Genomic DNA, 24,710 nt, shown 5'->3' on the forward strand with positions numbered 1-24,710 from the left:
AATATTTAACTACACATTACTTAGCTTACCATATATTATCAATATAATCCACTCACCTATAGACATATCTCGAATGAAATGTTACACTTATGTTGTTCTATAAAACAACATAGGAGTATTATACCATGTTTTCGGAAAAAAATCTCAAAGAAAAGCGAATTTCTAAAGGTTTTTCTCAAACAGAAATTGCAAACTTACTCAATATCAACCGTTCATCCTATAATAGCTGGGAGTCAGGTCGAGCTAAACCGAACCAAAAGCATCTTACCTTATTATCTAAAATCCTAGACGTCCCTGTTACCTATTTTGAATCTGAGTACAATATCGTCAATAACTATCTTCAGTTATCTCCGAAAAATCAGGCAAAGGCAGAGGGCTATGTCGAGGAACTACTTTTTTCCCAACAAACTTCAAACGTCACTCCTCTCTTCTCTGTCCAAGTACTATCAGATATTCAGCTATCTGCTGGTCTTGGGGAAGGATTCTTTGACGAGTTTGAAACTGAGACAGTCTACTCTGAAGAGGAACAATACGGTTACGACATTGCTGCTTGGATTGAGGGAGACTCTATGGAACCTATCTATAAGAGTGGTGAAGTCGCACTAATTCGTTCAAACGGATTCGACTATGACGGGGCTGTTTATGCATTATCATGGAATGACTCAGTTTATATCAAAAAACTCTACCGTGAAGAAGATGGGTTCAGAATGGTCTCCCTGAATAAGGACTATTCTGAGAAGTTCATCCCTTATGAGGATGAACCAAGAATTGTTGGTCTAGTTGTGGGACACTTTATGCCTATCGAGGGAGTATAGTCATGAAATTAAAAGATATTTTAGAACTTGGAACATATGGTTTCAACCCTGATTGTAAAGTTGAAATTTTCAAAATGGACAACTTTGAAGAGCGACTAGAAAACGAAGGATTCGATGAAATCCTTATTCCTCAAAATGATGATGCAAAAATCTATCCTTACGCTTTTTTGATAGAAGATTCTATTTTGATTGCTATGACCGAGGAGGATGAAAATACCAATGAACGTTAAAGAAATGATTTACATAAAGGACGAACGTATTATCTTTACTCCCGACAAGTTCGAATACGACATCACAGATTATATCGGTGAACTTATCGAAGAGCTAGAGAAACTCAAACGGAGATAACCTTATGGGCTATATCGACTATTCTATTGAACCTCAAAGTGACATAGCCTTCCTCGATATGAAGTCCTTCTACGCTTCGGTAGAATGTGTGGATAGAGGTTTGCATCCGCTCTACACATCATTATGCGTCATGAGCCGAGCAGATAACTCAGCAGGATTAATACTCGCTTCCTCACCCATGTTTAAGAAAGTATTCGGAAAAGCAAACGTAGGGCGTTCCTACGACTTACCATTTGACATAAACACTCGTAAATTCAGCTATCAGAATGCATGGAAGCAGGGCATTGAGGTAACACCGAAGTATAAATCTTTCATCGAACACTGGGCAAAGCGTACACTCATTGTTCCTCCTCGCATGGACAGATATATCAAGAAGAATTTAGAGATTCAACATATCTTTCAAAACTATGCTGCTCCAGATGATATTCTCCCCTATTCAATCGATGAAGGCTTTATTGACCTTACTAGCTCACTTTCTTACTTTATTCCTGATAAGTCAATGTCTAGGAAAGATATGTTGGATAATGTTTCGGCTATGATTCAGAGAGATATTTACCGTAAAACAGGTATTATCTCAACTGTGGGAATGAGTAATTCCAACCCCCTTCTAGCTAAATTAGCTCTGGATAATGAAGCCAAGAAAACTGCTACAATGAGAGCTAACTGGTCATACCAAGATGTTGAAACTAAGGTATGGGCTATTCCGAAATTAACGGACTTTTGGGGGATTGGCAGTAAAACAGAGATTCATTTACAAAAACTTGGAATTCATTCAATCAAAGAACTGGCCAATTTCAATCCTGATATTCTCAAAAAAGAATTCGGTAAAGTCGGAGTTCAGCTTTGGTTTCACGCAAATGGAGTTGACGAGAGCAATGTCCATGAACCCTATAAACCAAAATCACGAGGATTGGGTAATTCTCAAGTACTTCCTAGAGATTACAGAACCCAAAGAGAAATTGAAATTGTATTAGCTGAAATGGCTGACCAGGTTGCTAACCGTCTTCGCTCGGCACATAAGAAAGCTACTGTTGTTTCTATTCATATCGGCTATTCTAGGACTGAGATGAAAAAATCTATAAATGCTCAGAAAAAAATCGACCCAGCAAATCTTCCAAAAACAATGGTTGGTCATGTACTAGAATTATTCCGAAAGAAATACACCTCTGGTGCTGTGAGACAAATTGGTGTATCTTATAGTGGCTTCGTAGATGAAAACTATACTCTACTATCACTCTTTGATGATGTAGAACAAATTGAAAAAGAAAATAGACTTCAGACAGCAATTGATGTTGTCAGAGAACAGTTCGGCTTTTTGGCCATACAAAAAGGAACCGTCCTAACTGAAGGTTCCAGAAATATTGTACGTAGTAAACTTATCGGCGGTCATTCCGCTGGTGGATTGGAGGGATTAAAATGATTGACCGTTCATACTTACCATTTCAGTCAGCAAGAGAGTAGCAGGATACAAAGATGCAAAAATGGATGGGATTTTTCCTATCTGACCATACATCTGCTCTTTCTGATGATGCAAACAAAGTAACATCAACATGTCTGATTTATCGCTAGAGAAGAAATTATTACTCCTCAGTCAAGTGTACGCTGGGCAATTGCACACACGCATTCATGTCGTTGAAAAAAACAGGCGAGTTTCCTACACTGGAACAATACCAAGTCTGACAAAAGATTTCATTTTGATAAAAACCCCAACTGGTCACATCAATTTGAAATTGAACGATATTATTAGTATTGAACTTGAAGAGGAGGTCCTCTATGAATCAGCTTGAATTTCAGCGTAATCACTTGCAAATGGACTATTACAGTGAGAGCTACCAAGATTTTGAACGTGACTTCTACCGCTACTCCAATATGTATATTCCATTGACCTTCTTGACCGATGATATCCTCAAAACAATGGCAACTTCTCGTAAGAATTACTTTGTCCTAAATAAGGAAAAGGCTAGAGATAATCGCGATCATTACTTCATCTTCAAGGTAGAGAGTGTGAAGGAAAATAATCTAATTTGGAAATATAGCTATCAAAAAACGGTGACGAGTATAAAATAAAGGAGCAAATCAATTGCCCCTTTCAAATAATCAATTTAGTTAACAATCTTATTTGGATTAATATAATTTTTCCCATTGAGTAATGGATTTTGGCAAAATTATTTTATAAGTGTTATAGAAATCAAGTAATTCACTTGGCGTGATAACAATAATATTTTTCAGCTTTTCTGCATTTTCTACATTTGGCGCAAATAGAAATACCTTATAACCTGCTTCTACAAAACTTGAAAATTGCATCGCATCCAAAGTAGCAGCTTTTTTACCTTTGACCTGTACAACTGCCTTCGATACATTTGCTGGATTACGGGACAAAAATTCACATTCAATTTTTATAGTTGTCGACTTACTAGCAATAGAATTTGAAAGAACATAATAATCATATTTAATTTGAATATAAGAGATAACCAACTCCTCTAAATCAAAATCGGGTAGATTATCTAATAAATTCCCTCGCAACTGATTAACTTGATAATGCTCAGTTTGAGATAAATTATTATAAGTGGCTTTAGAGTATTCCTCAATGATTGCATCTCGAATTTCATTAGCCGTACCTGCATTTGCCCTATTGAAAGACGCTTTAATCTGCCCTGGAACTTGCAAACCTACTTTATAAGCTTCAACTGGAATCACTGCACCGATATCTAACTCTTTACTAAAAAAAGCTTCTGCTTTCCCTTTTGAGCGACAAATCCAATAATTACCCTCCAGATCCCTCGTCCAGAACAAATCATCGATTGCAACATTTCTAAAAATATTTAAAACTGGGTTAATTCTTTTCATACCACTTCTGACAGTATTAAAATATGCTTCAAATGTCTCAAACTCACCTGCCCAACCGATGGCGAGAAACTGTTTGTGGTTATTTAAACAATAATCAATCAAATCTTTCCTATTCTCTGCATGTGTTTTTAAATTTATCCTAATAATTTTAACCATATTTTACCTTTCTAAATATCTGTCTGACAATTAACATTTATTCATTGCTTTCAAAATAAGCCTTAATTATTTGATTTTCTGAATCGATTTTTTTCATTGCCCAATCCTTTCAACTTATATTCAATCAAAAATTAGAACTCATCTTACCTTTAACAAAACACTCTGAGTTTTTCAATAAGCATTTGAGTAGTTTCAACTCCAAATTCTGGATTTTGATTATTTGTATCAAAGTCAAAAAATTGCGCTAATCGTGTCAAAGAATATCGTTTTAATTCTGGGTAAGTCTTCCGTACTAATTCTAGTGAATCAATCACTGGGTGATTCAAGGCTTGAAAAGCATACTTTTGAAAATAATAATTCAAAAAGTTCATTTCAAACTCTGCATTATGGGCAACAAGAGTCAAATTACCACAAAATACTTGAAAATCATTTAACACTTGCTCTGCTGATTCACCTCTCCTCATCATTTCGTTGGTTATTTTCGTCACATCAGTCATAAATTCTGATAATTCTTCTTGATTTCTGACTATCTTATTAAAACGTTCTGCTATCTCTCCTTTTTCAATTCTAATAGCGAAAATTCCTAGCAAAGATGAGTCCTCTGGAGAGAGACCGGACGTCGCTATGTCAAATACTACATAGGACTCTAATATAAAATGTTTTTTTATTTGTACTTCTTGAATCATTTTTTACCTACTTCTTCACTACACTAGCGTTTGGAATATTTTTTGCATAAAATTCTGCTGATTGTTTATCATAAAAACCTTGTGCAATCACATTCCTGAACTGATCGACAACAATCCATTCTTGCATGTTAGATTTCTCCCTCCTATTTAAGTTTACTAATCATTGATTTTAGGAGGTCATATTTGTTGTTAGTCCCCATTGAAGTCGTTCCTGTAATTTACTAGAAACTTCCATGCTATTTGGCGCAACAGTTGAAGAAATAATCAACTGTTTTTTGTTTGCTTCAATCAGCATTACGATTTTTTCTTCCAGAGCTTTATCTTTTGGAAGTAAGTGCAAGTCATCGATGAGAACATAATCATCATCTGACAACATAACATTTTCCATAATTTCATCTGACAGTTCTTTTGCTGATAGAAAGGCTACCTTATTTCGTTCAACAATTGCGTTAATGGTGGCATTTAGCAAGTGCGACTTCCCAACTCCTTTTTCACCGTATATATAAACCGGATTATAGTAATTCTTATCCTTAGTAACTGTCTTTAATGCAGCTAAAGCCCAAGCATTTCCATCATTGACCGAAAAATTCTCAAATGTTTGATTTTTATTGACTTGTTTCATCTTTTATACCTCATCTTTCTGATAAGTCTATTATAAAAGATTTCATAGACAATATTTGTCCACCTAGTCTACTTGTCATAATTTTGCTACATTCTTATCAGAAAATTCTTCATATCATCTACTAACGTTGCAGGAGAAAGCACTGTCAAAGCATCTGCTTGACTCAGTAACCATCGTTTCAATCCTGGTGTGTCTTGACTGATAAATTCAATGATAACTCCTTCGGGTGTACGTTCAATAATCCTAGCAGTTGGAAATTGATCTGTTACAATAGTCGGGTCATAAGCAAATTGAACTCTAATCGTCAACTCACGTCCCATAAATGGGTCAACACGTTTGTTCCGTACTTCTCCATCACGAAATTTCTTCCCGTAAGAAATCTGAGGTTTCTTTTCATTTGATACTTTCCAATCTATAATTCTATCCAATTTTAGGGTCATATACGACTCAAACGTCAAGTTAAATGCCACAACATAAAAATAATGTACATCATAGTATAGGGATACAGGAAGAATCGTATGTTGTTTTTCAGTATTATAAGGCGATTGATATCGAATATCTAGAACTTGCTCTTTTCGTATCATTTCTGACCATTCCCAGATTTTATCAATTCGATTTTGAGAATCTGACAATGGCGCATAATTTAGTAGTTCGCTCGCAATAATTTGAGAAACCTCTTTTTGTTCCTCTTTAGAAATTAAAGCTAACAAATTATCGATTAGAGACTTATTTTCCTCTTTGTTCAAAGAACGGTTTTCTAATAAAATCTTTGATATTACCAAAATATCCTTTTTATTAAAAAATGATTTCCCTTTTAGATAACGGGTATGGTATTTCGCATCATAAGTAAGCTCCGCTGCAACTATAGGCTGAGATTCCAAGAAATGACCTAATAGAGAAAAATCTCTCTGTATTGTTTTTTCACTAACTCCAAACTCATCTGCTAACTGTAACTTAGAAAGATGAGCACCTGATTGCAAACGTAGAAAAACCGTTAGTAATCGTTCTTGATCGTTCATATTTACCTCAATTCTAAAAAAATTATAACATCTCTAACAGTTTATATTCAATTGTTACCACTATTTCCATTGCAACTATTTAGACGACTTTGAAAGGTGGGTACGTTTCTATTTCCAAAAACACCTAGTCAATGGAAATAAACACATACCCATAGGGTAAATGGAAATAGAATGAGGAAATTTCTTGCTATCACTTCTACTCATTCCAAAAATTACTCATTCTAATACTTTCCCACTATAAAGCAAAAAGCCTTGCAATCAAGGCTTTTCATTATCCCTTTCGTTCAAAGGTTTCTAGGCTTTTACCAGCAGAGCAACACACTCGACGTGATGCGTCTGTGGGAATAAATCCACGGGCTGGACTTGTTTTAGGTGATAGCCGAGTTCTTGGTAGCGTTTGATGTCACGCGCCATGGTGGCTGGGTTGCAGGAGATATAGACGATTTTTTCTGGCTTCATCTGGCTGCTCACTTGGATAAAGCTCTCGTTTAGCCCTTTTCTAGGTGGGTCAACGACGATAATAGTCGGCTCTATCCCCTCTTTTTGCCACTGGTGCATGGCTTTTTCTGCGCTAGCGCAAACGTAGTGAGCATTGGTGATGCCATTGCGCTTGGCATTTTCCCTTGCATTTTCGACTGCTTCGGGGATGACCTCAACGCCATAAACTGCCTTAACCTTGTCAGCAAAGGATAGACCGATGGTACCGATTCCTGAGTAGGCATCGATGAGGACATCGTCTTTGCTAACCTCGGCAAAATCAATGGCCACTTGATAGAGTTTTTCAGCCATTTGGGTATTGACCTGATAAAAGGAGGGAGCTGAGATGGCATAGGTCTTGCCCAGCATCTGATCTTCTATCGTAGCTTTACCGTAGAGCAATTTCCACTGCTTTCCAAAAATGACATTGGTATCTTGATCATTGATGTTTTGCCAGACGGAGACAATCTCTGGAAAGGCTTCTTTCAGCTTTTCTAGGAGCTGATCCACACGGAAAATCTTGGGTCTGGTGGTTACTAAAATCACCATAATTTCACCGGTATAGTGGCCTCGTCTGACCACCAGATGACGGATGAGACCACTTTGCGTCGCCTCATCATAGGGCTTGAGGTCATAGCGTCTCAAGAGGTCCCGCAAGGTCACTAGCACCCTATCGATGGTCTTGTCTTGGATATAAAAATCCTCGACAGGCACAAGATTATGGGAATTTTTTCGAAAAAATCCTGTTTCGAGTTGACCGGCTACCCGTCTGACAGGGACTTGCGCCTTATTGCGGTAGCCCAAAGGCTGGTCCATCCCCATGGTGTCGCCCACTGTTACCTGATCTAATCCAGCAATTTTTTTCAAGGATTGCTCTACTTGTTGGCGTTTAAAGCGCAACTGCTCCTCATAGGTCAGATGACCGAGATCTGCAATTCCAGTTCTGAGGTAGGCTTGATCCAAATCCGTCACTCGGTAGGGAGACTGGCTAATCCACTCCTCTACCTTACCAAAACCGACACGCTTTTGCACCTTTAACACCCGCATCTGGATGATTTCACCAGGCAGAGCATTTTCCACAAAAAAGACCAAGCCATCTACCTTGGCAATGCCTAGTCCTTCGTGGCTCAAGTCCACCACTTCCACACGCACCATATCATTTTTTTTCATTTGTTTGTCTCATTTCTTTTTTGCTTCATAGTCCCTCACATGAGGATTTCCTTCCTATTGTATACTTTTTCAGCGAAACCGTCAACTCTTAAAAACCCCTCGGCTTGATTGAACAAACCAAGGGGTTAGCGTTACAAAACACAGGGCTGTCTAATTTTGATAGACGGACTGTCTAAAGTCATCGGTATCAAGGAGATAAGCCTGATAAATCGCTAGTTTGAGGTTAATCATATCTTGGCTAGCGGACTTGATTCCCGCTTTGGTGGTCTGCGCCTTGATATTGTCAAGAGCCGTTTGCATGAGCATTTTGATGGTTTCAGGTGTCGCTTGATAACGTTTACGTTTATATACAAAGGATACTGGTTTCATCTGGTCAGCTTTTGCCAAATGCTCCTCTAACATAGCTTTCTTAAAGGCTGCAAAATCTGGGTATTCCCCGCCAAAGATTTTCTCAACAATGTAAGCATCATTATAGTCCCTGCCTTCTTGGGCGGCTGGTTCTTGGTATTGGCTAGAGATATAACCAACCATGGCATCATAGCCCTTCATAGCGAGAAGCTCAAAAGCCAACTCGCGGAAGGTCAGTGAATCTGGTGTGTCATTGGTATAAGTGTGAGCGCTATACAAGCTAGACGCAAGAGGCAGCTCGACATACTCACTCTCTCCGTGGTCAAAACCATCAAGACCATTTTCTTCCTTCATATTAGCGATGGATTTTCTGGTCCATTGAAATGGATTCAAGTGTTCCACGTAGCTAACGATGATTTTATTATCGATTAAATCTTTGAGGGAAGTGAGGGAGAGTTTCTCCAACTCTTCGTCGGTGAACTTCATGCGATAAGCGGAATAAAGCTCGCCTTTTTCTTTAATCACAGGTTTGAGGTAACTGATGAGATTTTTCAAATCCTTGGTTGGCATCTTGGTAAGAAGATCGCCTTCAAAAGCCTGCAAGGTATAAAGCACATCATACATGCCCTTGAAGTATTGTTCCAAATCCTTCATGCTTTGGAAACGCTCTGGTGAGAGGTTGGTGTAGCGGTTGCGCTCGTATTTTTTGCCCTCTTCTGTGCTAAAGTCATTGATGGAGTTAAATCCTAGAGCCGTCCACAAGCCTGGGCTGGTTGGATCCCAGACAGGGGCTTGGAACATGGTTCTAGCATAGGCTTCTGGTCCCACACCTTTCCTTCTACCGTAGCCTCCCAAATGCACGGAACTATCCATCAAATGGGTAAACTCATGCGTAAAGATAGAGGCTCCTGTCGGGATACTAAGTTCCACAAAATGAATGTTCGGCACCCTACCATTGATGGCATAGGCTTCTGTATCGTTTCTTGGATACCATTTGGCAAGCGGAGCAAAGAAGTTTTCGATTCCTGGCTCTTCACTACCTTGCCAGTTCACCCCACCAGCAAAGCGGTTCCAAGTCCGATAACCACCCCAAATGCCAACTGGAATATTCATATCGACATCCCCCTTATAATAAGGAGCTAGCATGCGGTCTTTCAATTCTGGCTTGGCGATGCGATACCACATATCAAAGTGATCTCTCAGCTGATGAGCCGATCTCACCAAGGTATTTTCCTCATAATTCTTAATGTCTTGAGCCCACTTTTCAGGATCGGTCTTTTCTAGCTCCATATTAATATCATTGGAGTAAAGACCAAAGGCCAAGGAAGACATGGTTGCCATCACCCAGACACTATGCTTATCTGGAAGGGTCAACAAAGGAAGCAAGGCTCTTTGGAAAGCGTCATAACGATAGCGGCTCATGTGATTCCAAGCACTGACCTCAATGTCTGGTCTGGTTCTGGACGGCTCTTCGATAATGTAGGCCTTGGTATTGTTTTTAAACCACTGATTATCGCTTTGTTCCGGAAGGAAGAGCTGGCGATAGCTAGAGAGATAGTCCGCCAAACTGGACTTGCCGTTGAGCGTTCCTAGATGATCAGCATAGATTTTTGGAGTGCTTGCTACTAAAGCTTCTGGTTTTTCAGCTCCGATAGCCGTCAGGATTTGAAGGCTATCCACTGGTTTGCCAAAGAAATCTTGGCGGAATAGAGCCAAATCTTTGATGTTTTTCTCATCGTAATTGACATTGTACCAACGATCCATGTAGCTTAGACCGATGAGGAGTTTTTCCTTATCGTTTAAGATGCGATCCTTGAGGTAGGACGATGCCTGTCCTAGATGGACATTTTCTTGAGAAAGGAGGGAGGCTAGGTAGGTCTTGAGTCCTGCCTTGACTTGATCAAAGGACTTGGAAAGGAAAATCGGATCCATCTTACCTTCGCTTAATTCTCGCTGAGCTTCTTTGGCATCTCCACCATTTTTAGTATAGGAGAAGAGGCGGTAATCACGAATTTTCTCTGGATAAGTGAAATTCGGATTAATCGTTTGCAGCGCTTGCCAGTAGTCTACCTTTTGCAACTCAGCGACCAACTCATCTAAGAGCGCATCTTGGCTGGTGATAAATTGGTCTGGAGTGTAGAGGAGTCCGTCTGCTAGGTCGTACTCTTTGACCCCACTATCTCTAAAGAAACGACCATTGGAAAGACTCAACTCTTCCTTGGTATTATCCGCATAATGGATAAAGAGCTTGTCCACTTGAGCGTGGTCGGTATAGTAATTGGTCACAAATCGATTTCCCGCCATTGGCACTAAGGACGTGATTGGCGTAGTAGCGAGTTTGCTGGTTGGGTCAACCTTGTTACCATACTTGATGACCTCTTCCTTATTGTAGAAAGGCATGAGCTTGGCTACATTTTCATAGGCAGTAGCACGGCTAGCGTCGTAGTTGGCTAAAGCGCTGTACTCCGTCTCTCTTGGTAATTGATTTAGGCTAAAGACAAAGTCAGAAGCATAGCCATCTGCTCCTTCATGCACCAGCTCAGGAGAGGTCACATGAATCTGACCATCCTTGATGGCAGTTACTGGCAGGTAAGCGTCCTTGAAATCCTTGGAGCTTACCTTAACCACGTAGTTGGACAAGTCAGACTCAGATGGAAGGCTAGTCACCTCAGTGAGCGTGCCCTTGTCATTGCGGTAGAGCTGTGCTGAGGTCAAATCTCTAAAGACCACTTTTTTGAGGGTCAAAAGAACAGGCTCGGGATGGGTGACAGATTGGCTCTTGTTGCCATTGCCAAGGTCATAGACCAAATCCGCCTTCAGCGTGTAAGGGGTATCGTAGGACAGACCTGTCACCGTGATAGGACGGCTAAAGTCCGTCACATCAAGGCTTTTCACCAAGGTATCACCATCATAAACGCCCAACTGAGCAGACACATGAGCTTGGTCTGGATCGGTAAGACCAAGCGTCACCGCCACTTCCTTTTTCAAGTCATCTGGGGCGACCTTGGTGATGGCAAGGTTTGGTGTCTCCTTGAGCGGGATTTGGAAGGTCTGATCCGCAAGATTTTCCGTTTCTTTGCCGTGTCCAAGGTCATAGACCATGCTGGTTTTGAGTGTGTAGGTCACACCTGGAGTTAAGTCAGTCAAGCTGATACGGTGCGTGCTATCAAGGGGGAGCTCTTTCACCAAACGCTCCCCGTCATAAAGGGCGACAGTGGCAGATTGATAGCTGCCATCCTTGTCCACTAGCTCATAGCTAATGTCAGCTGTGGTGCTGCCTTTTTGTGTGTCGGGAGCGCTTGCTAGGAGCTGTGGTTTTTCCCATTCTCTGCCGTCTAAATCAGCGATTGCCTTACGAAGTCCTGCCAAGGCAGCATCCACCTCTGCCTGCGTCACCAAAGGGCTAGCAAGGACCTGCTTGCTTGAGGTCAAGGCTTGATGGTAAGCGGTTTTCGGCGCTTCTGTGGCATGCTGGTAAAGAATGGTCGCTTGACGCTGCTCATCCCCAGCCACTTCCTGTTCCAAAGCCGTCTTATCTACCTGTGGCAACTCTGCTATTGGTTTTTCAATGACTGGTGGGGCTTGGTCTACTGTGGAGACCTTTTCTTTATCCAAATCAAAGGTTGGTTTTTCAACTACTGGAGGGGCTTGATCCACTGTCGAAACCTGTTCTTTATCTAAATCGAAACTTGGTTTCTCGACCACTGGTGGTTCGCTATCGACTGTTGAAACTTTTTCTTTGTCCAAATCGAAACTTGGTTTCTCAACCACTGGCGGTTCGCTATCGACTGTCGAAACCTGTTCTTTATCTAAATCGAAACTTGGTTTCTCGACCACTGGCGGTTCGCTATCGACTGTCGAAACCTGTTCTTTATCTAAATCGAAACTTGGTTTCTCGACCACTGGTGGTTCGCTATCGACTGTTGAAACTTTTTCTTTGTCCAAATCGAAACTTGGTTTTTCGACAACTGGTGGTTCGCTATCGACTGTTGAAACTTTTTCTTTGTCCAAATCGAAACTTGGTTTTTCGACAACTGGCGGTTCTTGATCTACTGTGGAGACCTGTTCCTTATCCAAATCGAAACTTGGCTTTTCAACCACTGGTGGTTGGCTATCGACTGCCTTGAGACCTTGATCGTTTTGGGTGACCTTAAAGCCGTAGAGAGGCAGGGTAGAGTCTCCTTGTTGACCTTGAGGGGTGGTTTCTTTTTTCTCGTCCTTGAGAGGCGCTGGCTGGTCTTTGGTGCTAGCTTCAACGATGTAGCCCACATAGTGGTAACCAGCGATTTCCTTACCTTCAGGCAGCTTCTCGCCGACCTTGACTGTGAAGGCTTGATCGTGGCTAGATAAATGCCCCCCTAATTGTAGGGCTTCACCTGCTGGTACAGACAAAGCGCCTGCAGCTGTCACGAGGATAATAGAGGAAATCAGTCTTTCTTTTTTTCCTTTTCGGGTCGCCAAAAGACTGACACCCAAGACAACAAACAAGACCTCACCTGCTAGCGCTAGGCTTGACCACTGGCTCCCCGTCTTTGGCAAGACGCTTTCATCTGGACGGTAAACCAACCAGTAGGTCTGATCGTCTTGGTTGATATTTTGCGGAAGCCCCTCTTTGATGAGGGCCTTCTCCTCCTTGGTCAACTCACTTTCTAAGACATAGTGATAAGTGGTAGAGAGGTCTTGATTTTGCCCTTGGTCAGTGGTTTCCTGCGCCAAGACCGCTGTTTCTGGCTGGGATACCATCCAAAAGGCACCGACGGCCAGTGACACAAGACCTAGCGATAATTTTCTCAACGAAAACCGTGTCCGCTTTTCCTTCATATATGGCTTCATCTTTTTACTCCTATGGTTTTGATACTGTTATTATATCATGTTTGTCTGATTTCTGGCAGGTTTTATCGTGATTTTATTTTCTTATTTTTCGTTCATTGATTAGGGTGAAATAAAAAGAGAGAATCCTTTCTCTGGATTCTCTCTATATTTGTCACTCACCTTGATAGATAGACTGTCTAAAGTCATCGGTATCAAGGAGATAAGCGCGGTAAATGGCTTCTTTAAGCGCTTTGACACTATTTGGTGCAGCGGATGGGCTATTCTTCTTGATCTTGAGGTCACGCTGGATGGCCTCTTTCATAAGTTTGATGATATCTGCTTGGGAAACATGGTGTGTCTCGCCTAAGTAGGTAAAGGTGATAGGTTTCAAGCGATTGACCTTATCCAAACGCTCCTTGTACTGCGCTTTTTTAAAGTCTTGGAAGGTATGGTACTTGCCTCCACTAATCTTAGACAGGATATAAGTGTCATTGAGAGGAACACCTTCTGCTATGGCTTGTGCCTTATATTGATCAGAAACATAACCCAAGAAACCATCATAGCCATAAGCTGCTAACACTTCATAAGCTAGGCGCTTGAAGCTAAGGGTATCGATGGCACCATTGCCCTTATCAAAGGTTAGACCACTGTAATTAGCGCTAAAGAGAGGGACTTGATTATAGCCATCTTGACCGATAAACTTGGTATTATGTTCAGCACTGGTCGCTAGGACAATGCCCTTATCCACCAAATCATCCAGTGTATGAAGGCTTTCTGCCTCTTCTTTGGTTATTGGATTGATTTTCGAGATATAGCCGACTGGTTTTGGAAGGACACTAATAGTATGAAGGAGGGGCATCTCATCGACTGGGTTGGACTCAAGGATAGCTTGTCCTTCTAAAGCCTCAAGCGTGTAGATGACATCCATCATGCCATGTGTGTAGGTCTTGAGATCCGCCTCGGTCTGGAAGCGATCTGGGGAGAGATTATACAGTCTAGCGGTCTTATAACGACCACTGTCATAGTTGTCATAATTGATATGCGTATTGAGAGCAAAGTTGCCAACATTTGCGCTTTGAGCAGACTGGAGAAGACCTTGAGCAAAGGCTTCAGGTCCCATATAAGGTCGTCTATGATGACCACCTAGATACACCGTCCAATCTAAATTGTGGGTCATTTCATGCGTATAGACAGAAGAGCCATATAAGCTTATCGCCTGTGTCCGTTCATAATGCACCTTGCCTCCAGCATAAGCACCAGCATTGTGCCACTTATAGTATTTGCCGATTGGACCAAAGAACTCTAACATATTGGAGGTCGCCTCATCACCATAAGGCGGTAACCACCGACTACCTTCCTTGTTTGAGATGACCTTATAGCCATCCCAAACCGTCAGAGGAAGCAAATCGTCTTGATGATAGAGTTTGTCTTTGACATTTGGCTTAATCATGCGATACCAGAAGTCCATGTGATCCCTTTGTACCCCTGCGAAATAATCGACCTGTTTCTTCCACTTCTCTAGCTCTAGCTGATACCGTGCTGGGTCGGTCTCTTTTAAATCCATATCCATGTAACGTCCAAAGAGACCAAAGGTTAGGGTCACCATGTTGCTCATGATAAAGATACCTTCTTGAGAAAGATTAAGCAGCGGTAAAATCATGTATTGGTGGAGTGGCGAATTAAGCAAATCATAGACCTGATAGGCTTGATCTGGTTTAGCATGCGATGGTTCTTCCACGATATAAGCCTTAGTCGCTGACTTAAACCAAGCGTCCTCATCTTTTTGGGTAAAGAGCTGACGATAAGCACTTAGATAATCCCTTAGACCAGCTTTACCAGAAAGAGGAGCGAGATATTTCGCATAGGTTTCAGGATTGCCCTTGGCATGAAGGTGATCATAGCCTGAACGTCCTAGACCAGCAAGGAAAGCTAAGACATCACTTTCCCCCTTGCCCAAAAAGGCTGGATAGAAAGTCGCCAAATCCTTGATATTCACCTCGTCAAAGTGAACCCCATAATACCGATTCATATAGGTCAGACCCAGCAAGAGAGCAAGACCCTCTTTCTCCAAGCGAGCCTTGATGGCTTGAGCAATCCGAGAGTCAGATAAATCTGCCACCTCACTTTGTGCTAAGGTCGCTGATATGAGGGAGAGCAGATGATCTTTCACTTGCTTGAAGGAATTTTCTAGATAGAGCTTTTGCAAAAGCTCCTCCTTACCCTCGTCCTCTAAGCGAAAATCAGAGGTTGGGTAGATGAGTTTCCATAGCTCATCTGACGTATAGGCTACCTGTTCCAGACGGGCTATCACATCATCCAAAAGGTGGTCTGGCAACTGTACAAATTGCTCTGGCGTATAAAGGAGAGGCGTGCCTGCTATGGCATATTCATAGATGCCGGTATCCTTAAAGAATCCCTTTGGTGTCAAGTCTAGCACAGTCTTTGTACCATCGTCAAAACGGACTAACAGATGGTTGATGCTTCCCTTGTCCGCATACCAATCCGCCTTAATGGCCTGATCCTGCATGGTCGCTAGGCTAGCCACTTTCTTGCTAAACAAAGGTGAGCTCTCATCCAGTTGATTTCCCAAACGCACGATATAATCCCTGTTATAGAAAGGAAGGAGTTTTTCTAGGTTGGCATAAGCTGTTTGCCTAGATGCTTGCTCGTTTCTCTGTTCGTTAGCAGGCGATGAAGCAAGATGAATCTGTCCGTCTTGGGATAGATTGACTGTGATGTCCGGATTCACACTGTCTTTCCCTTTTGCCCAGTCAGGATAAGAAGCCCGAATAGTATAACCCTTTTCATTTGGCACTAGCTGACTGACCGGCAACAAGAGCGTGCGCTTATCATCTCGCAATAAGCGCAAATAATAGCGTTCCGGTTGACTAGCGCTAGTCATGTGAGAAACTGAGCTCAGCTGACCATCTTCTAGCTGCAAGAGTTGGGCGGACTGGATGCCTCGAATAGCAACCTGCTTACGAGCAAGAGCCACTTCTTGCACTGGCAGACTTTCTGCTGCTTGGCCCTGCTTGGTTTGATAGAGGAGCTTGGCCTCAAGTTGATAGTCCTTTTCTTCATCCAAATGAGGTAAAGGAATGTTTGAAAGTTGAGATTTAGACAGCGACAGCCTTTGCTTGACCTCTTGTGTCGCCTTGTCCTTGAGCAATAACTCTAGGCCAACAAAACTCTCATCTGGATCTTGCAAGTGATAGGCTAGCACAAATTCTGGTCTATCTCCAACCTGCTCAAGTTGGGTCAACTCAAGGCTTGGTTTGATCTTCTCAATCTCTTCTAAGCTATTTTTAGCCCTTTCATAGCTATCTTTTGCCGTTCTCAAGGCAGCCTCATGGGAAGCTAAATCTGGGTGCTTGACAGTCGGGAAAGTCAATAAAAAGGCGTGGACTTGAGACAGGGCTTCTAGCGCCTGGGTTTTGGCAGTTTCATAGTGGCTCAAGCTAGCAGGGGTCTTACGCTCGACATCCACTGGCTGATGCAAGAGGTCCTCAACATCTTTGACCAGACTAGCCAACTGCAAGGGTGCCAAACCTTTTTCGACAACCAAGGTATCGACATCAACCAAACTGACCCTCTCTTTGGTCAAAACAAACACAGGCTTACTGATGACTTCTGGCTCTGCGTCCACTTCTTTCCTCAACTCAAAAATAGGTTTTTCAACCACTAGAGGATTTGGATCGACCTCGTGGTGCAATTCAAGCTCGGGTTTTTCAACAACTGGAGGGTCTTGATCAACCTCGTGACGCAAATCAAATTCTGGCTTTTCAACCACTGGAGGATTTGGATCGACTTCGTGAGTCAAGTCAACAGAAGGGTCCTCGACTGGCGGAGGCGTTTGGGAAACCAGTGCGCTCGGGTCTAATTCAGATTTCTCAACCACCGGTGGATTGGGGTCAACTACTGAAACATGTTCTTTGGATAAATCTAGACTTGGCTTGTCAACAACAGGGGGATTGGGATCTACTTCGTGTTGCAATTCAAACTCAGGCTTTTCAACAACTGGAGGATTTGGATCAACCTCGTGTTTCAATTCCAGCTCGGGTTTTTCAACCACTGGAGGATTTGGATCAACCTCGTGTTTCAATTCAAGCTCAGGTTTTTCAACTACTGGAGGATTTGGATCAACCTCATGGTGCAACTCAAGCTCGGGTTTTTCAACCACTGGAGGATTTGGATCAACCTCGTGGTGCAATTCCAGCTCGGGTTTTTCAACTACTGGAGGATTTGGATCAACCTCGTGCTGCAAATCAAACTCTGGTTTCTCAACCACTGGAGGATTTGGATCAACTTCGTGTTTCAATTCAAACTCGGGCTTCTCAACCACTGGAGGATTTGGATCAACTTCGTGTTTCAATTCAAACTCTGGTTTCTCAACCACTGGAGGATTTGGATCAACTTCGTGTTTCAATTCAAACTCGGGTTTTTCAACCACTGGAGGATTTGGATCAACCTCGTGGTGCAATTCAAACTCGGGCTTCTCAACCACTGGAGGATTTGGATCAACCTCATGGTGCAACTCAAGCTCGGGTTTTTCAACAACTGGAGGATTTGGATCAACCTCGTGTTTCAATTCAAGCTCAGGTTTTTCAACTACTGGAGGATTTGGATCAACCTCGTGCTGCAAATCAAACTCTGGTTTCTCAACCACTGGAGGATTTGGATCAACCTCGTGGTGCAATTCAAGCTCGGGTTTTTCAACAACTGGAGGATTTGGATCAATTTCGTGGGTCAACTCAACTTGCGGGGCTTCAATGGATGGTGTTGGTTGAGAGGCTATCACATTGGAATCGAATGCCAACTTTTCGGATGGCTCGCTTTCCTGTGCGACCTTGTCTTGCGAGATGGAAGGAAACTGACGAGAAAGAGCCGCCCCTTCTTGTGTTGGCGTCTTTTCTTGCGCAATATCCTTATCACTGCTTGGTTGCGCCAATGCCTTCTTAGCCAAATCAGCCTCATCCACATAGCCCAAGTAGCGATAACCAGGGATGTGCTGAATATCAGGGAGCTTATCGCCCACTTGAATGGTGAAAGACTGATCGTAAGGCGAAAGTAGCCCCCGCTCCAAGGCAGAAACGCTAGAAACGGCAATCACACCAGCAGCGCCCACCAAAAAGAGAGAGGAAACCACAGAAGCCCCTTTCTTTTTCCTCATTCCAAAACCAATCACAACCAACAAAGCGCCACCTGACAAGGTCAACAGCGAAGGGGACAAACTCCCTGTCTTTGGTAAGGCAGAGCCCGCTGGTTGATAGACCACATAGTACACCTGATTCTCTTGGTTCGTATTCTGCGGTAGCCCCGTGTGCATGAGTTCTTTTTCCTCCTGCGTCACCTCGTCTGCCGTTTGATAGTGGTACTGCACAGACAAGCCCTCTTGCTGGGCTTTAGCCTCTAAACCAGAGACACTTCCCACACTAAAACAGCCGATAGCTAAGGACACTAGACCAATCTTTAATTTTCTAATGGAAAAACGAAATTCCTTCATCCCATCTCCTTTCTTAAAAACGCTTTCTTCTTTTCTATTTTATCACTTCTTTCCGATTTTTGCTGACTTTCGTTGCATTTCTTGCAACAACTTCTTAAAATTGTTTGCTTTTTCCTGCATTTTAAAATAAAATAGAAGAGATACTGATTTAAAAAGAGGAATATGATGTTACAAACCAGTGATTTTGATTTTGATTTACCTGAGGAGCTGATTGCGCAGACACCGCTTGAGCAACGTGATCAGTCCAAACTGTTGGTCATTGACCGTGAAAAAAAGACCATGGTTGACACCCAGTTTTACCATATCCTTGATGAGTTAGAGCCTGGGGATGCCCTTGTCATGAACAACACTCGGGTACTTCCTGCAAGACTTTATGGGGAAAAGCCAGACACCCATGGACATGTAGAGTTCTTGCTTTTAAAACAGCTAGAGGATGACCATTGGGAAGTTCTCGCCAAACCTGCCAAACGTCTCAAAGTCGGCACCAAGGTCGCCTTTGGTGACGGACGCTTGAGTGCCACCATCACCGAGGAGCTAGAGCACGGCGGGCGCATCGTCCAGTTCCACTATGAGGGCATCTTCCTAGAGGTGCTAGAAAGCCTCGGTGAGATGCCACTGCCTCCTTATATCCATGAAAAACTAGAGGACAAGGAACGCTACCAGACCGTCTATGCCAAGGAAAATGGCTCTGCCGCTGCTCCGACAGCAGGACTGCACTTCACCGAGGATTTGCTGGCTGAGATTGAAGCCAAGGGCGTTCATCTGGTCTATCTGACCCTTCACGTGGGGCTTGGGACCTTTCGTCCTGTTTCGGCGGATAAGATTGAGGAGCACGAGATGCACTCCGAGTTTTACCAGCTCTCTCAAGAAGCAGCCGACACTCTCAATCAGGTCAAGGCAAATGGCAAGCGCGTGGTCGCAGTCGGCACCACCTCCATTCGTACCCTTGAAACTATCGGCTCCCAATATGACGGCAAGCTAAGGGCAGCTTCTGGTTGGACCAATATCTTTATCAAACCGGGCTACCAGTTTAAGGTGGTGGACGCTTTTTCCACCAATTTCCACCTGCCAAAATCCACCTTGGTCATGCTAGTCTCCGCTTTTGCTGGACGCGAGTTCACCCTTGAGAGCTACCAACACGCCATTGAAAACCACTACCGCTTCTTTAGCTTTGGAGATGCCATGTTTGTGAAGTAAAAAATAAGAGTTTGGCTATTTCCAAACTCTTATTTTGTCTCCTCATCAAATACCAACGATTCAAGATTGGCTAAAATACTCTCTTCCAAGTCCTTAGACTGGGCAAATAAATCAGAAAGCCGAGCTTTTGAGTGGCTGAGTTTTTCTTCAAACTCCTCAGTCGTTAGCTCCACATAGTCAATCTTGATATCAAAATACTGCCCTGCGCTAAAGGAATCATTTTTCTCAGCAATATCCTCGTAACTAACCACCACAGAGAAATCCTCTAGGGCTTCTTTGTTGATAAAAGTGTTGATGATATGCTCCTCGTCGTCCGATGAGAGGATTGTTTTTTGATTACTGCCATCTTTGATCTTACTTCCAAGCTTTGAGGCATCGATGAGAGTGACGGTGTCCTTGTTGGTCTTGTCTAGAAAAAGGATGGAGACGTTGGTCCCTGTGGTAGCAAAGATATTAGACGGCATGGAGACAACGCCTGCTAACATGCGGTTTTTCACTAGATAACGTCTGATTTCCTTAGCAATGCCTTTACTTTCGGTGATAAAGCCTGTCGGCACCACGATGGCTGCCTTTCCAGTCTCCTTGAGGCTGTAAATGACGTGCTGAACAAAGAGCAGGTAGATGGCCATGCTGTCTTTTTTCTTGGTTGGGACATTGGGCACGCCTGCAAAGAAACGTGTATCCGCGTCTTTTTGGTCAGTGACTTCACTTTGCCAGTCAGAAAAATCTAGCTTAAAAGGCGGGTTGGATACGATATAGTCCATCTTGTCCTCATGGCGGTTATCGATAATGGTATTACCCTGCACAATATTTTGGATGGAGTGGCTTAGACCGTTGAGGATGAGGTTGAGACGCAGTAGCTTAGAAGATTTTTGCGAGATGTCCTGAGCATAAACCGAAAGGCGATCGCGTCCAATCTGGCCTGCTAGGTTCATGAGGAGACTGCCTGAACCTGCTGCGGGGTCATAGATCTTGACACTGCTTGGCTCGTCATGTCCTACCAAGATCCGAGCGATAATCTTAGCGACTGAGTGAGGCGTGTAGTATTCGGCATACTTGCCCCCACCGTCTTTGTTGTAGTCTTTAATCATGTACTCAAAGATAGTGAGGAAAAAGTCAAAGCCTTCAGAAAAGATACCATCCTCAAAGCGCACACTGGCTAAGAGATTGATGATTTTTTTCGCCACTTCGTTGCGCTTTTGGGAATCATTGATGTTGCTTTCGATGAGGTTACTATCAAAGAGGCGAATCTCGCTATCACCCGACGTGTGAACTGAGAAGATAGCATCATTGATCACGGCGATGTCGTTTAAGGTCTCATCAAAGGTCTTGGCAAAATCAGGATGGTTTTGCAAGGGGTGAAGAGACTCTAGGAGATGCTCTTTCTTGAGCTCTGCAGCTTCATTGCCCACATCGATAAGCACCTCCTCATAGGCATCCTCACTCAGCGCCATCAGGCCCTGATAGTCATAGTGGCTATCTAATTTCCTCGCCTCATAGAGGAACTTGTCGTTCAAAAACTTGTAGAGAAATGACTGAGTCACAAGGGCATACTCGCCCGCCTCACCGCTTAGCCCTGCATGAGTCAAAACGGCTTTTAAATCATCGACCAACTGTTTAATCTGTTGGGTGTGTGTTGGGTTCATGGGGTCTTTACTCCTTGTCTATAATTATTTTGAAGTGAGGTAAAAAGAAAGAAATAGGCTAACAATGGGAAACTGAACATAAAGAAAAAGTGAGTCCCAGCTAAAATCTTTGTAAGAAAGCCATTCTTTTATTGGCGATAGTGAACAACAGTTTCTTTGGTTAACCTCATCATAATGTTTTGTTTTGCGTTTTCTCGCTTTTTTATGATCCAAATCCGAATGATTTTCATAGCCTTCTAAGCTTGTTTGATAGACACGCATGGTTTCCTTATATTGTCTCTCTTTTTCTTCCTGAGTCATCTCTTTATTGCGCAATAATCCTTTTAGCTCTAATAATAGATTTTCTATGTTCAACTGATGATAGTGAAATTTCAAGGCACGTTCATTGTAATTTAACTTAGAAACAAAATTTTGCACGAGAAGGCTATAAACCGAGAACAAGGCAGAAATGATAATACGATTATCTTTTTCTAAATTTTTAAGCGAAAAGATTAACATTCCCATTGACAAAATACTCATCAATAGAAAAATAAATTCCCATTTTTGAGCGTAGCTATACAATCGCTCACTCGCTTTTATACGTGCGGTTCGGACAATTGACAAGGTATCTGCTTTTAAACTGATTTCATCCTCAATTGTTCTTTCTTTAAATTCCTTGTTGACATTTGTCATTCACTCACCCTCACTTGCCCATTCATCAGCATAGGCAGTAACCAGTCACGCAGTTCTGCGAGATGGCGGTTTTCTTGTTTCAATTTAAATCGTTTTTCTAGATTGCTCCTCAAAAGATTACTATACTCTAATAATATTTCTTTTGAAGGTTGAACAACTTTCAAACTTGATAAATTGGTTCTAGTAATTTGTTTTTGTACAGAACCAGTTATAACTCTTTCAATATGTGAATTAAGGAGTAACTTTTCAACATAATCTAAAGAAATATTTTCTTTATCATTAAAGTCTATCACCATAGAATTTCCTGTAATCCAGGAATAAGGTTCCGTTATTAAAACATTTCCACAAACTCCACGGCAACCTATGATAACTTGACTTTGTTCATGATTATAGTCACTATATCTTCCGATAACTCCATTTGCACCATATACCTCATATTTACCATCATCCACTAAATCTTTAGAAGATATAATTTGTGGCTGATAGAGTTCTGCCAATTCCCCCAACTTCTTGACTTCCCACCCTTTAGGGATTTCTCGTTTGAGCTTGTCATCATAGACCATCTCACCGCCTGAGCTTTTGTAGGGGCGACCCTTACTATCAGGAAAGTCAAACTGCACAAACCACCGCTCATAGATCAGCGTCGCTAGCTTCTCCAACTCCTCGTTAATCTGGTTGTTGAGGGTTATCTTGTCATCAAGGACGGACAGCACACCAGCGATGGCTTTTTGGGTGGGGAGAGGGGGGAGGGGGATATGTATTCCATAATATGCAGAAGCTGTCATACTTGGTACTGTAGAACCTGTGTGAAGATTATTAATATCTAATGATTTTAAATAAAAATATAGAAATTCAGAAATAACTTTTTTATTATTAATATCTGTATAATACATTGTATCTATAGTCCAAACTTTTCCAGTATGGAACATGATATTATTCAATGTTCCTTTCCTAGGTAACAAGATTGTGTCCCCATCATAAAGAAAGTCATCGACATATGTTATAATACCGCCTGAACCAAATACTGGAATTTCTCCTTCTCCCAAAGCATCATATTTTTTTCCGTTTTTTATTACTAGTAAATCCTTTAATCTCATCTCCTCCATCTCTTCCTCCCTCTTCACCAAGATTCCTCTCCCCCCATATAATTTATGTAAATATAATCTTGATTTTGTCTAACCAATTCTTCCTCACGGCCTCTATCCACTGGGAGTTCAAATTCCTCTCTGGTTTCTAGGTTAATCACCGTAGCTTTTTTGATTCGAGCGCCATAGATTTGAAGGCGACGTAGCATGTCTTGATAGTTATTATCTTTTCCTTCATCATGAAAATAGCTATCAAAATAAAGCTCAATTTCACCCTCATGTTCATCAAATAAGACCCTAAAATACAACTCATCAATCTTTGACAAACTATGACCAATGCAGTAAACCCGACGTACAGTGGTCAACCGCTGAAAAAAATCAGCGTAAGCAGTGTACTGAGCAAGGGTATCTTTGTGAGTGGAATAAGTTGCACTCTCTAAGAAATAGCCAGATGGCGAATTTTCCATTTTTCGTAAATCCAGCATCTCTCTACCATGCCCCACAATAGCGACTCTTTCTCTTTTCTCATCCCTAGCAAGATGAATGTGACACACCAGATGTTCAGGTATCTCATAAAACTCCTCTAACACTCTGGTAAAGTTAAAGGTGAGAAAATAACTGTCTTTGAGATCCCAGATGAGCTGCTTTCGATTCACAACGCTCAATTTTTCTACATCTTTTGACACCTCCTCTTCTATCCATTGGAGAAAAAGCTCTCGTGTCGCTGGCGCATAGACTTGTTCCAACAGATAAGCAATTTTTTCCATATCCTCAGAAAAATCTTCCCACTCTGGGAGCATGTGGAGATAACCGAGATTTTCCTCAAACTCATGCCACATCTCGTCTTCTCTCAGATCGCTAATCTTCAGCATCAAATGATAGTAAAATCTTGCCAACTTCTCATCCGTAATCCGACCCTTTTCATCAGCACAAATTCCCAAAAAAGGATGATTGATGTCAACTAAATCTTCTTGTCGTAGTTCTTGATCTGTTTTCGTTATTTTTCCTTTATGGTGGATATATTCTTTAAATGCCCCATAACTGGTCTTGAGTCCATGTGCCAAGTCAAACCCATTTCCAATAATAAACAGATTTTCCATCTCTTCCTCCTTCTTTTCACTTTTTTAACGGGCTTTGTATCGTAATTTTGCTACGCAAACCGTGGCTTTGTATCTTACAATTGCGATGTTTTTCCGGGGTTTCGATGACAAAACTCGGAAAAACAAGTCAGGCACCTAGCTTTTTGCCTGATAGCAAAAAGCGTAGTCTAAAGAGAGGCTTTAGTCTCCTTTAGACTTGGTGCGTGG

General features: G+C 42.1%; 16 protein-coding genes and 2 pseudogenes. 6 read left to right on the top strand and 12 right to left on the bottom strand.

What is annotated here, in order from left to right; genetic code table 11:
* Positions 1-125 precede the first annotated feature (125 nt).
* The 5 genes and pseudogenes from ACZ49W_RS05950 to ACZ49W_RS05970 all read left to right on the top strand — a co-directional run bounded on the left by ACZ49W_RS05950 (position 126) and on the right by ACZ49W_RS05970 (position 3,230).
* The gene (locus ACZ49W_RS05950; RefSeq protein WP_464814401.1) at positions 126-815 is read left to right on the top strand and encodes a helix-turn-helix domain-containing protein; all 690 of its coding nucleotides are present in this window, start codon (positions 126-128) and stop codon (positions 813-815) included.
* A 2-nt stretch (positions 816-817) separates the two neighbouring features.
* Positions 818-1,045, top strand: a complete 228-nt coding sequence (locus tag ACZ49W_RS05955; protein WP_464814402.1) for a hypothetical protein — start codon at positions 818-820, stop codon at positions 1,043-1,045.
* A gap of 122 nt (positions 1,046-1,167) precedes the next feature.
* Positions 1,168-2,583: a Y-family DNA polymerase gene (locus ACZ49W_RS05960; RefSeq protein WP_464814403.1), complete on the top strand. Its 1,416-nt coding sequence runs from the start codon at positions 1,168-1,170 to the stop codon at positions 2,581-2,583.
* 53 nt (positions 2,584-2,636) lie between these two features.
* Positions 2,637-2,950: pseudogene (locus ACZ49W_RS05965) on the top strand (hypothetical protein).
* Positions 2,937-3,230 carry a DUF5960 family protein gene (locus ACZ49W_RS05970; RefSeq protein WP_464814404.1) on the top strand — a complete coding sequence of 98 codons (294 nt, stop codon included), beginning with the start codon at positions 2,937-2,939 and terminating at the stop codon, positions 3,228-3,230. Before ACZ49W_RS05965 ends, ACZ49W_RS05970 begins: the two are co-directional and overlap by 14 nt.
* 57 nt (positions 3,231-3,287) lie before the next feature.
* Here ACZ49W_RS05970 and ACZ49W_RS05975 read toward each other — a convergent pair whose 3' ends face one another.
* From ACZ49W_RS05975 to ACZ49W_RS06010, 8 genes and pseudogenes are all read right to left on the bottom strand, one after another.
* Positions 3,288-4,166 (bottom strand): ribonuclease D, encoded by an 879-nt coding sequence (locus ACZ49W_RS05975; protein WP_464814405.1) that lies wholly within the window; start codon positions 4,164-4,166, stop codon positions 3,288-3,290.
* 149 nt (positions 4,167-4,315) lie between these two features.
* Complete coding sequence (locus tag ACZ49W_RS05980) at positions 4,316-4,852, bottom strand: 3'-5' exonuclease (protein WP_464814406.1); 537 nt, start codon at positions 4,850-4,852, stop codon at positions 4,316-4,318.
* A 169-nt stretch (positions 4,853-5,021) separates the two neighbouring features.
* Positions 5,022-5,474: a DnaA ATPase domain-containing protein gene (locus ACZ49W_RS05985; protein ID WP_464814407.1), complete on the bottom strand. Its 453-nt coding sequence runs from the start codon at positions 5,472-5,474 to the stop codon at positions 5,022-5,024.
* Positions 5,475-5,560: 86 nt separating this feature from the next.
* A complete protein-coding gene (locus ACZ49W_RS05990) occupies positions 5,561-6,493 on the bottom strand; it encodes a helix-turn-helix transcriptional regulator (RefSeq protein ID WP_464814408.1) in 933 nt (310 codons plus the stop codon).
* A 294-nt stretch (positions 6,494-6,787) separates the two neighbouring features.
* Complete coding sequence (rlmD, locus tag ACZ49W_RS05995; RefSeq protein ID WP_464814409.1) at positions 6,788-8,140, bottom strand: 23S rRNA (uracil(1939)-C(5))-methyltransferase RlmD; 1,353 nt, start codon at positions 8,138-8,140, stop codon at positions 6,788-6,790.
* Positions 8,141-8,290: 150 nt separating this feature from the next.
* Positions 8,291-13,321 (bottom strand): ZmpA/ZmpB/ZmpC family metallo-endopeptidase, encoded by a 5,031-nt coding sequence (locus ACZ49W_RS06000; protein ID WP_464814410.1) that lies wholly within the window; start codon positions 13,319-13,321, stop codon positions 8,291-8,293.
* A 151-nt stretch (positions 13,322-13,472) separates the two neighbouring features.
* Complete coding sequence (locus ACZ49W_RS06005) at positions 13,473-18,626, bottom strand: ZmpA/ZmpB/ZmpC family metallo-endopeptidase (RefSeq protein ID WP_464814969.1); 5,154 nt, start codon at positions 18,624-18,626, stop codon at positions 13,473-13,475.
* Between the two features lie 81 nt (positions 18,627-18,707).
* Positions 18,708-18,806 (bottom strand): annotated as a pseudogene (locus tag ACZ49W_RS06010) (YSIRK-type signal peptide-containing protein); the annotation flags it as partial.
* A 162-nt stretch (positions 18,807-18,968) separates the two neighbouring features.
* On the opposite strand from ACZ49W_RS06010, the gene queA reads away from it, so the two are divergent.
* Positions 18,969-20,000 (top strand): tRNA preQ1(34) S-adenosylmethionine ribosyltransferase-isomerase QueA, encoded by a 1,032-nt coding sequence (queA, locus tag ACZ49W_RS06015; RefSeq protein WP_464814411.1) that lies wholly within the window; start codon positions 18,969-18,971, stop codon positions 19,998-20,000.
* Positions 20,001-20,029: 29 nt separating this feature from the next.
* Here queA and ACZ49W_RS06020 read toward each other — a convergent pair whose 3' ends face one another.
* The 4 genes from ACZ49W_RS06020 to ACZ49W_RS06035 are packed head-to-tail and all read right to left on the bottom strand — an operon-like array spanning position 20,030 to position 24,503.
* Positions 20,030-21,646 carry an HsdM family class I SAM-dependent methyltransferase gene (locus tag ACZ49W_RS06020; protein WP_464814412.1) on the bottom strand — a complete coding sequence of 539 codons (1,617 nt, stop codon included), beginning with the start codon at positions 21,644-21,646 and terminating at the stop codon, positions 20,030-20,032.
* 24 nt (positions 21,647-21,670) lie between these two features.
* The gene (locus tag ACZ49W_RS06025; RefSeq protein WP_464814413.1) at positions 21,671-22,318 is read right to left on the bottom strand and encodes an SLATT domain-containing protein; all 648 of its coding nucleotides are present in this window, start codon (positions 22,316-22,318) and stop codon (positions 21,671-21,673) included.
* Complete coding sequence (locus ACZ49W_RS06030; RefSeq protein WP_464814414.1) at positions 22,315-23,415, bottom strand: restriction endonuclease subunit S; 1,101 nt, start codon at positions 23,413-23,415, stop codon at positions 22,315-22,317. The genes ACZ49W_RS06025 and ACZ49W_RS06030 overlap by 4 nt, the downstream gene beginning before the upstream one ends.
* 23 nt (positions 23,416-23,438) lie before the next feature.
* A complete protein-coding gene (locus tag ACZ49W_RS06035) occupies positions 23,439-24,503 on the bottom strand; it encodes an AbiH family protein (RefSeq protein ID WP_464814415.1) in 1,065 nt (354 codons plus the stop codon).
* Positions 24,504-24,710: the final 207 nt, after the last annotated feature.

The sequence above is a fragment of the Streptococcus sp. STR1/CE/0325 genome (assembly GCF_055386095.1).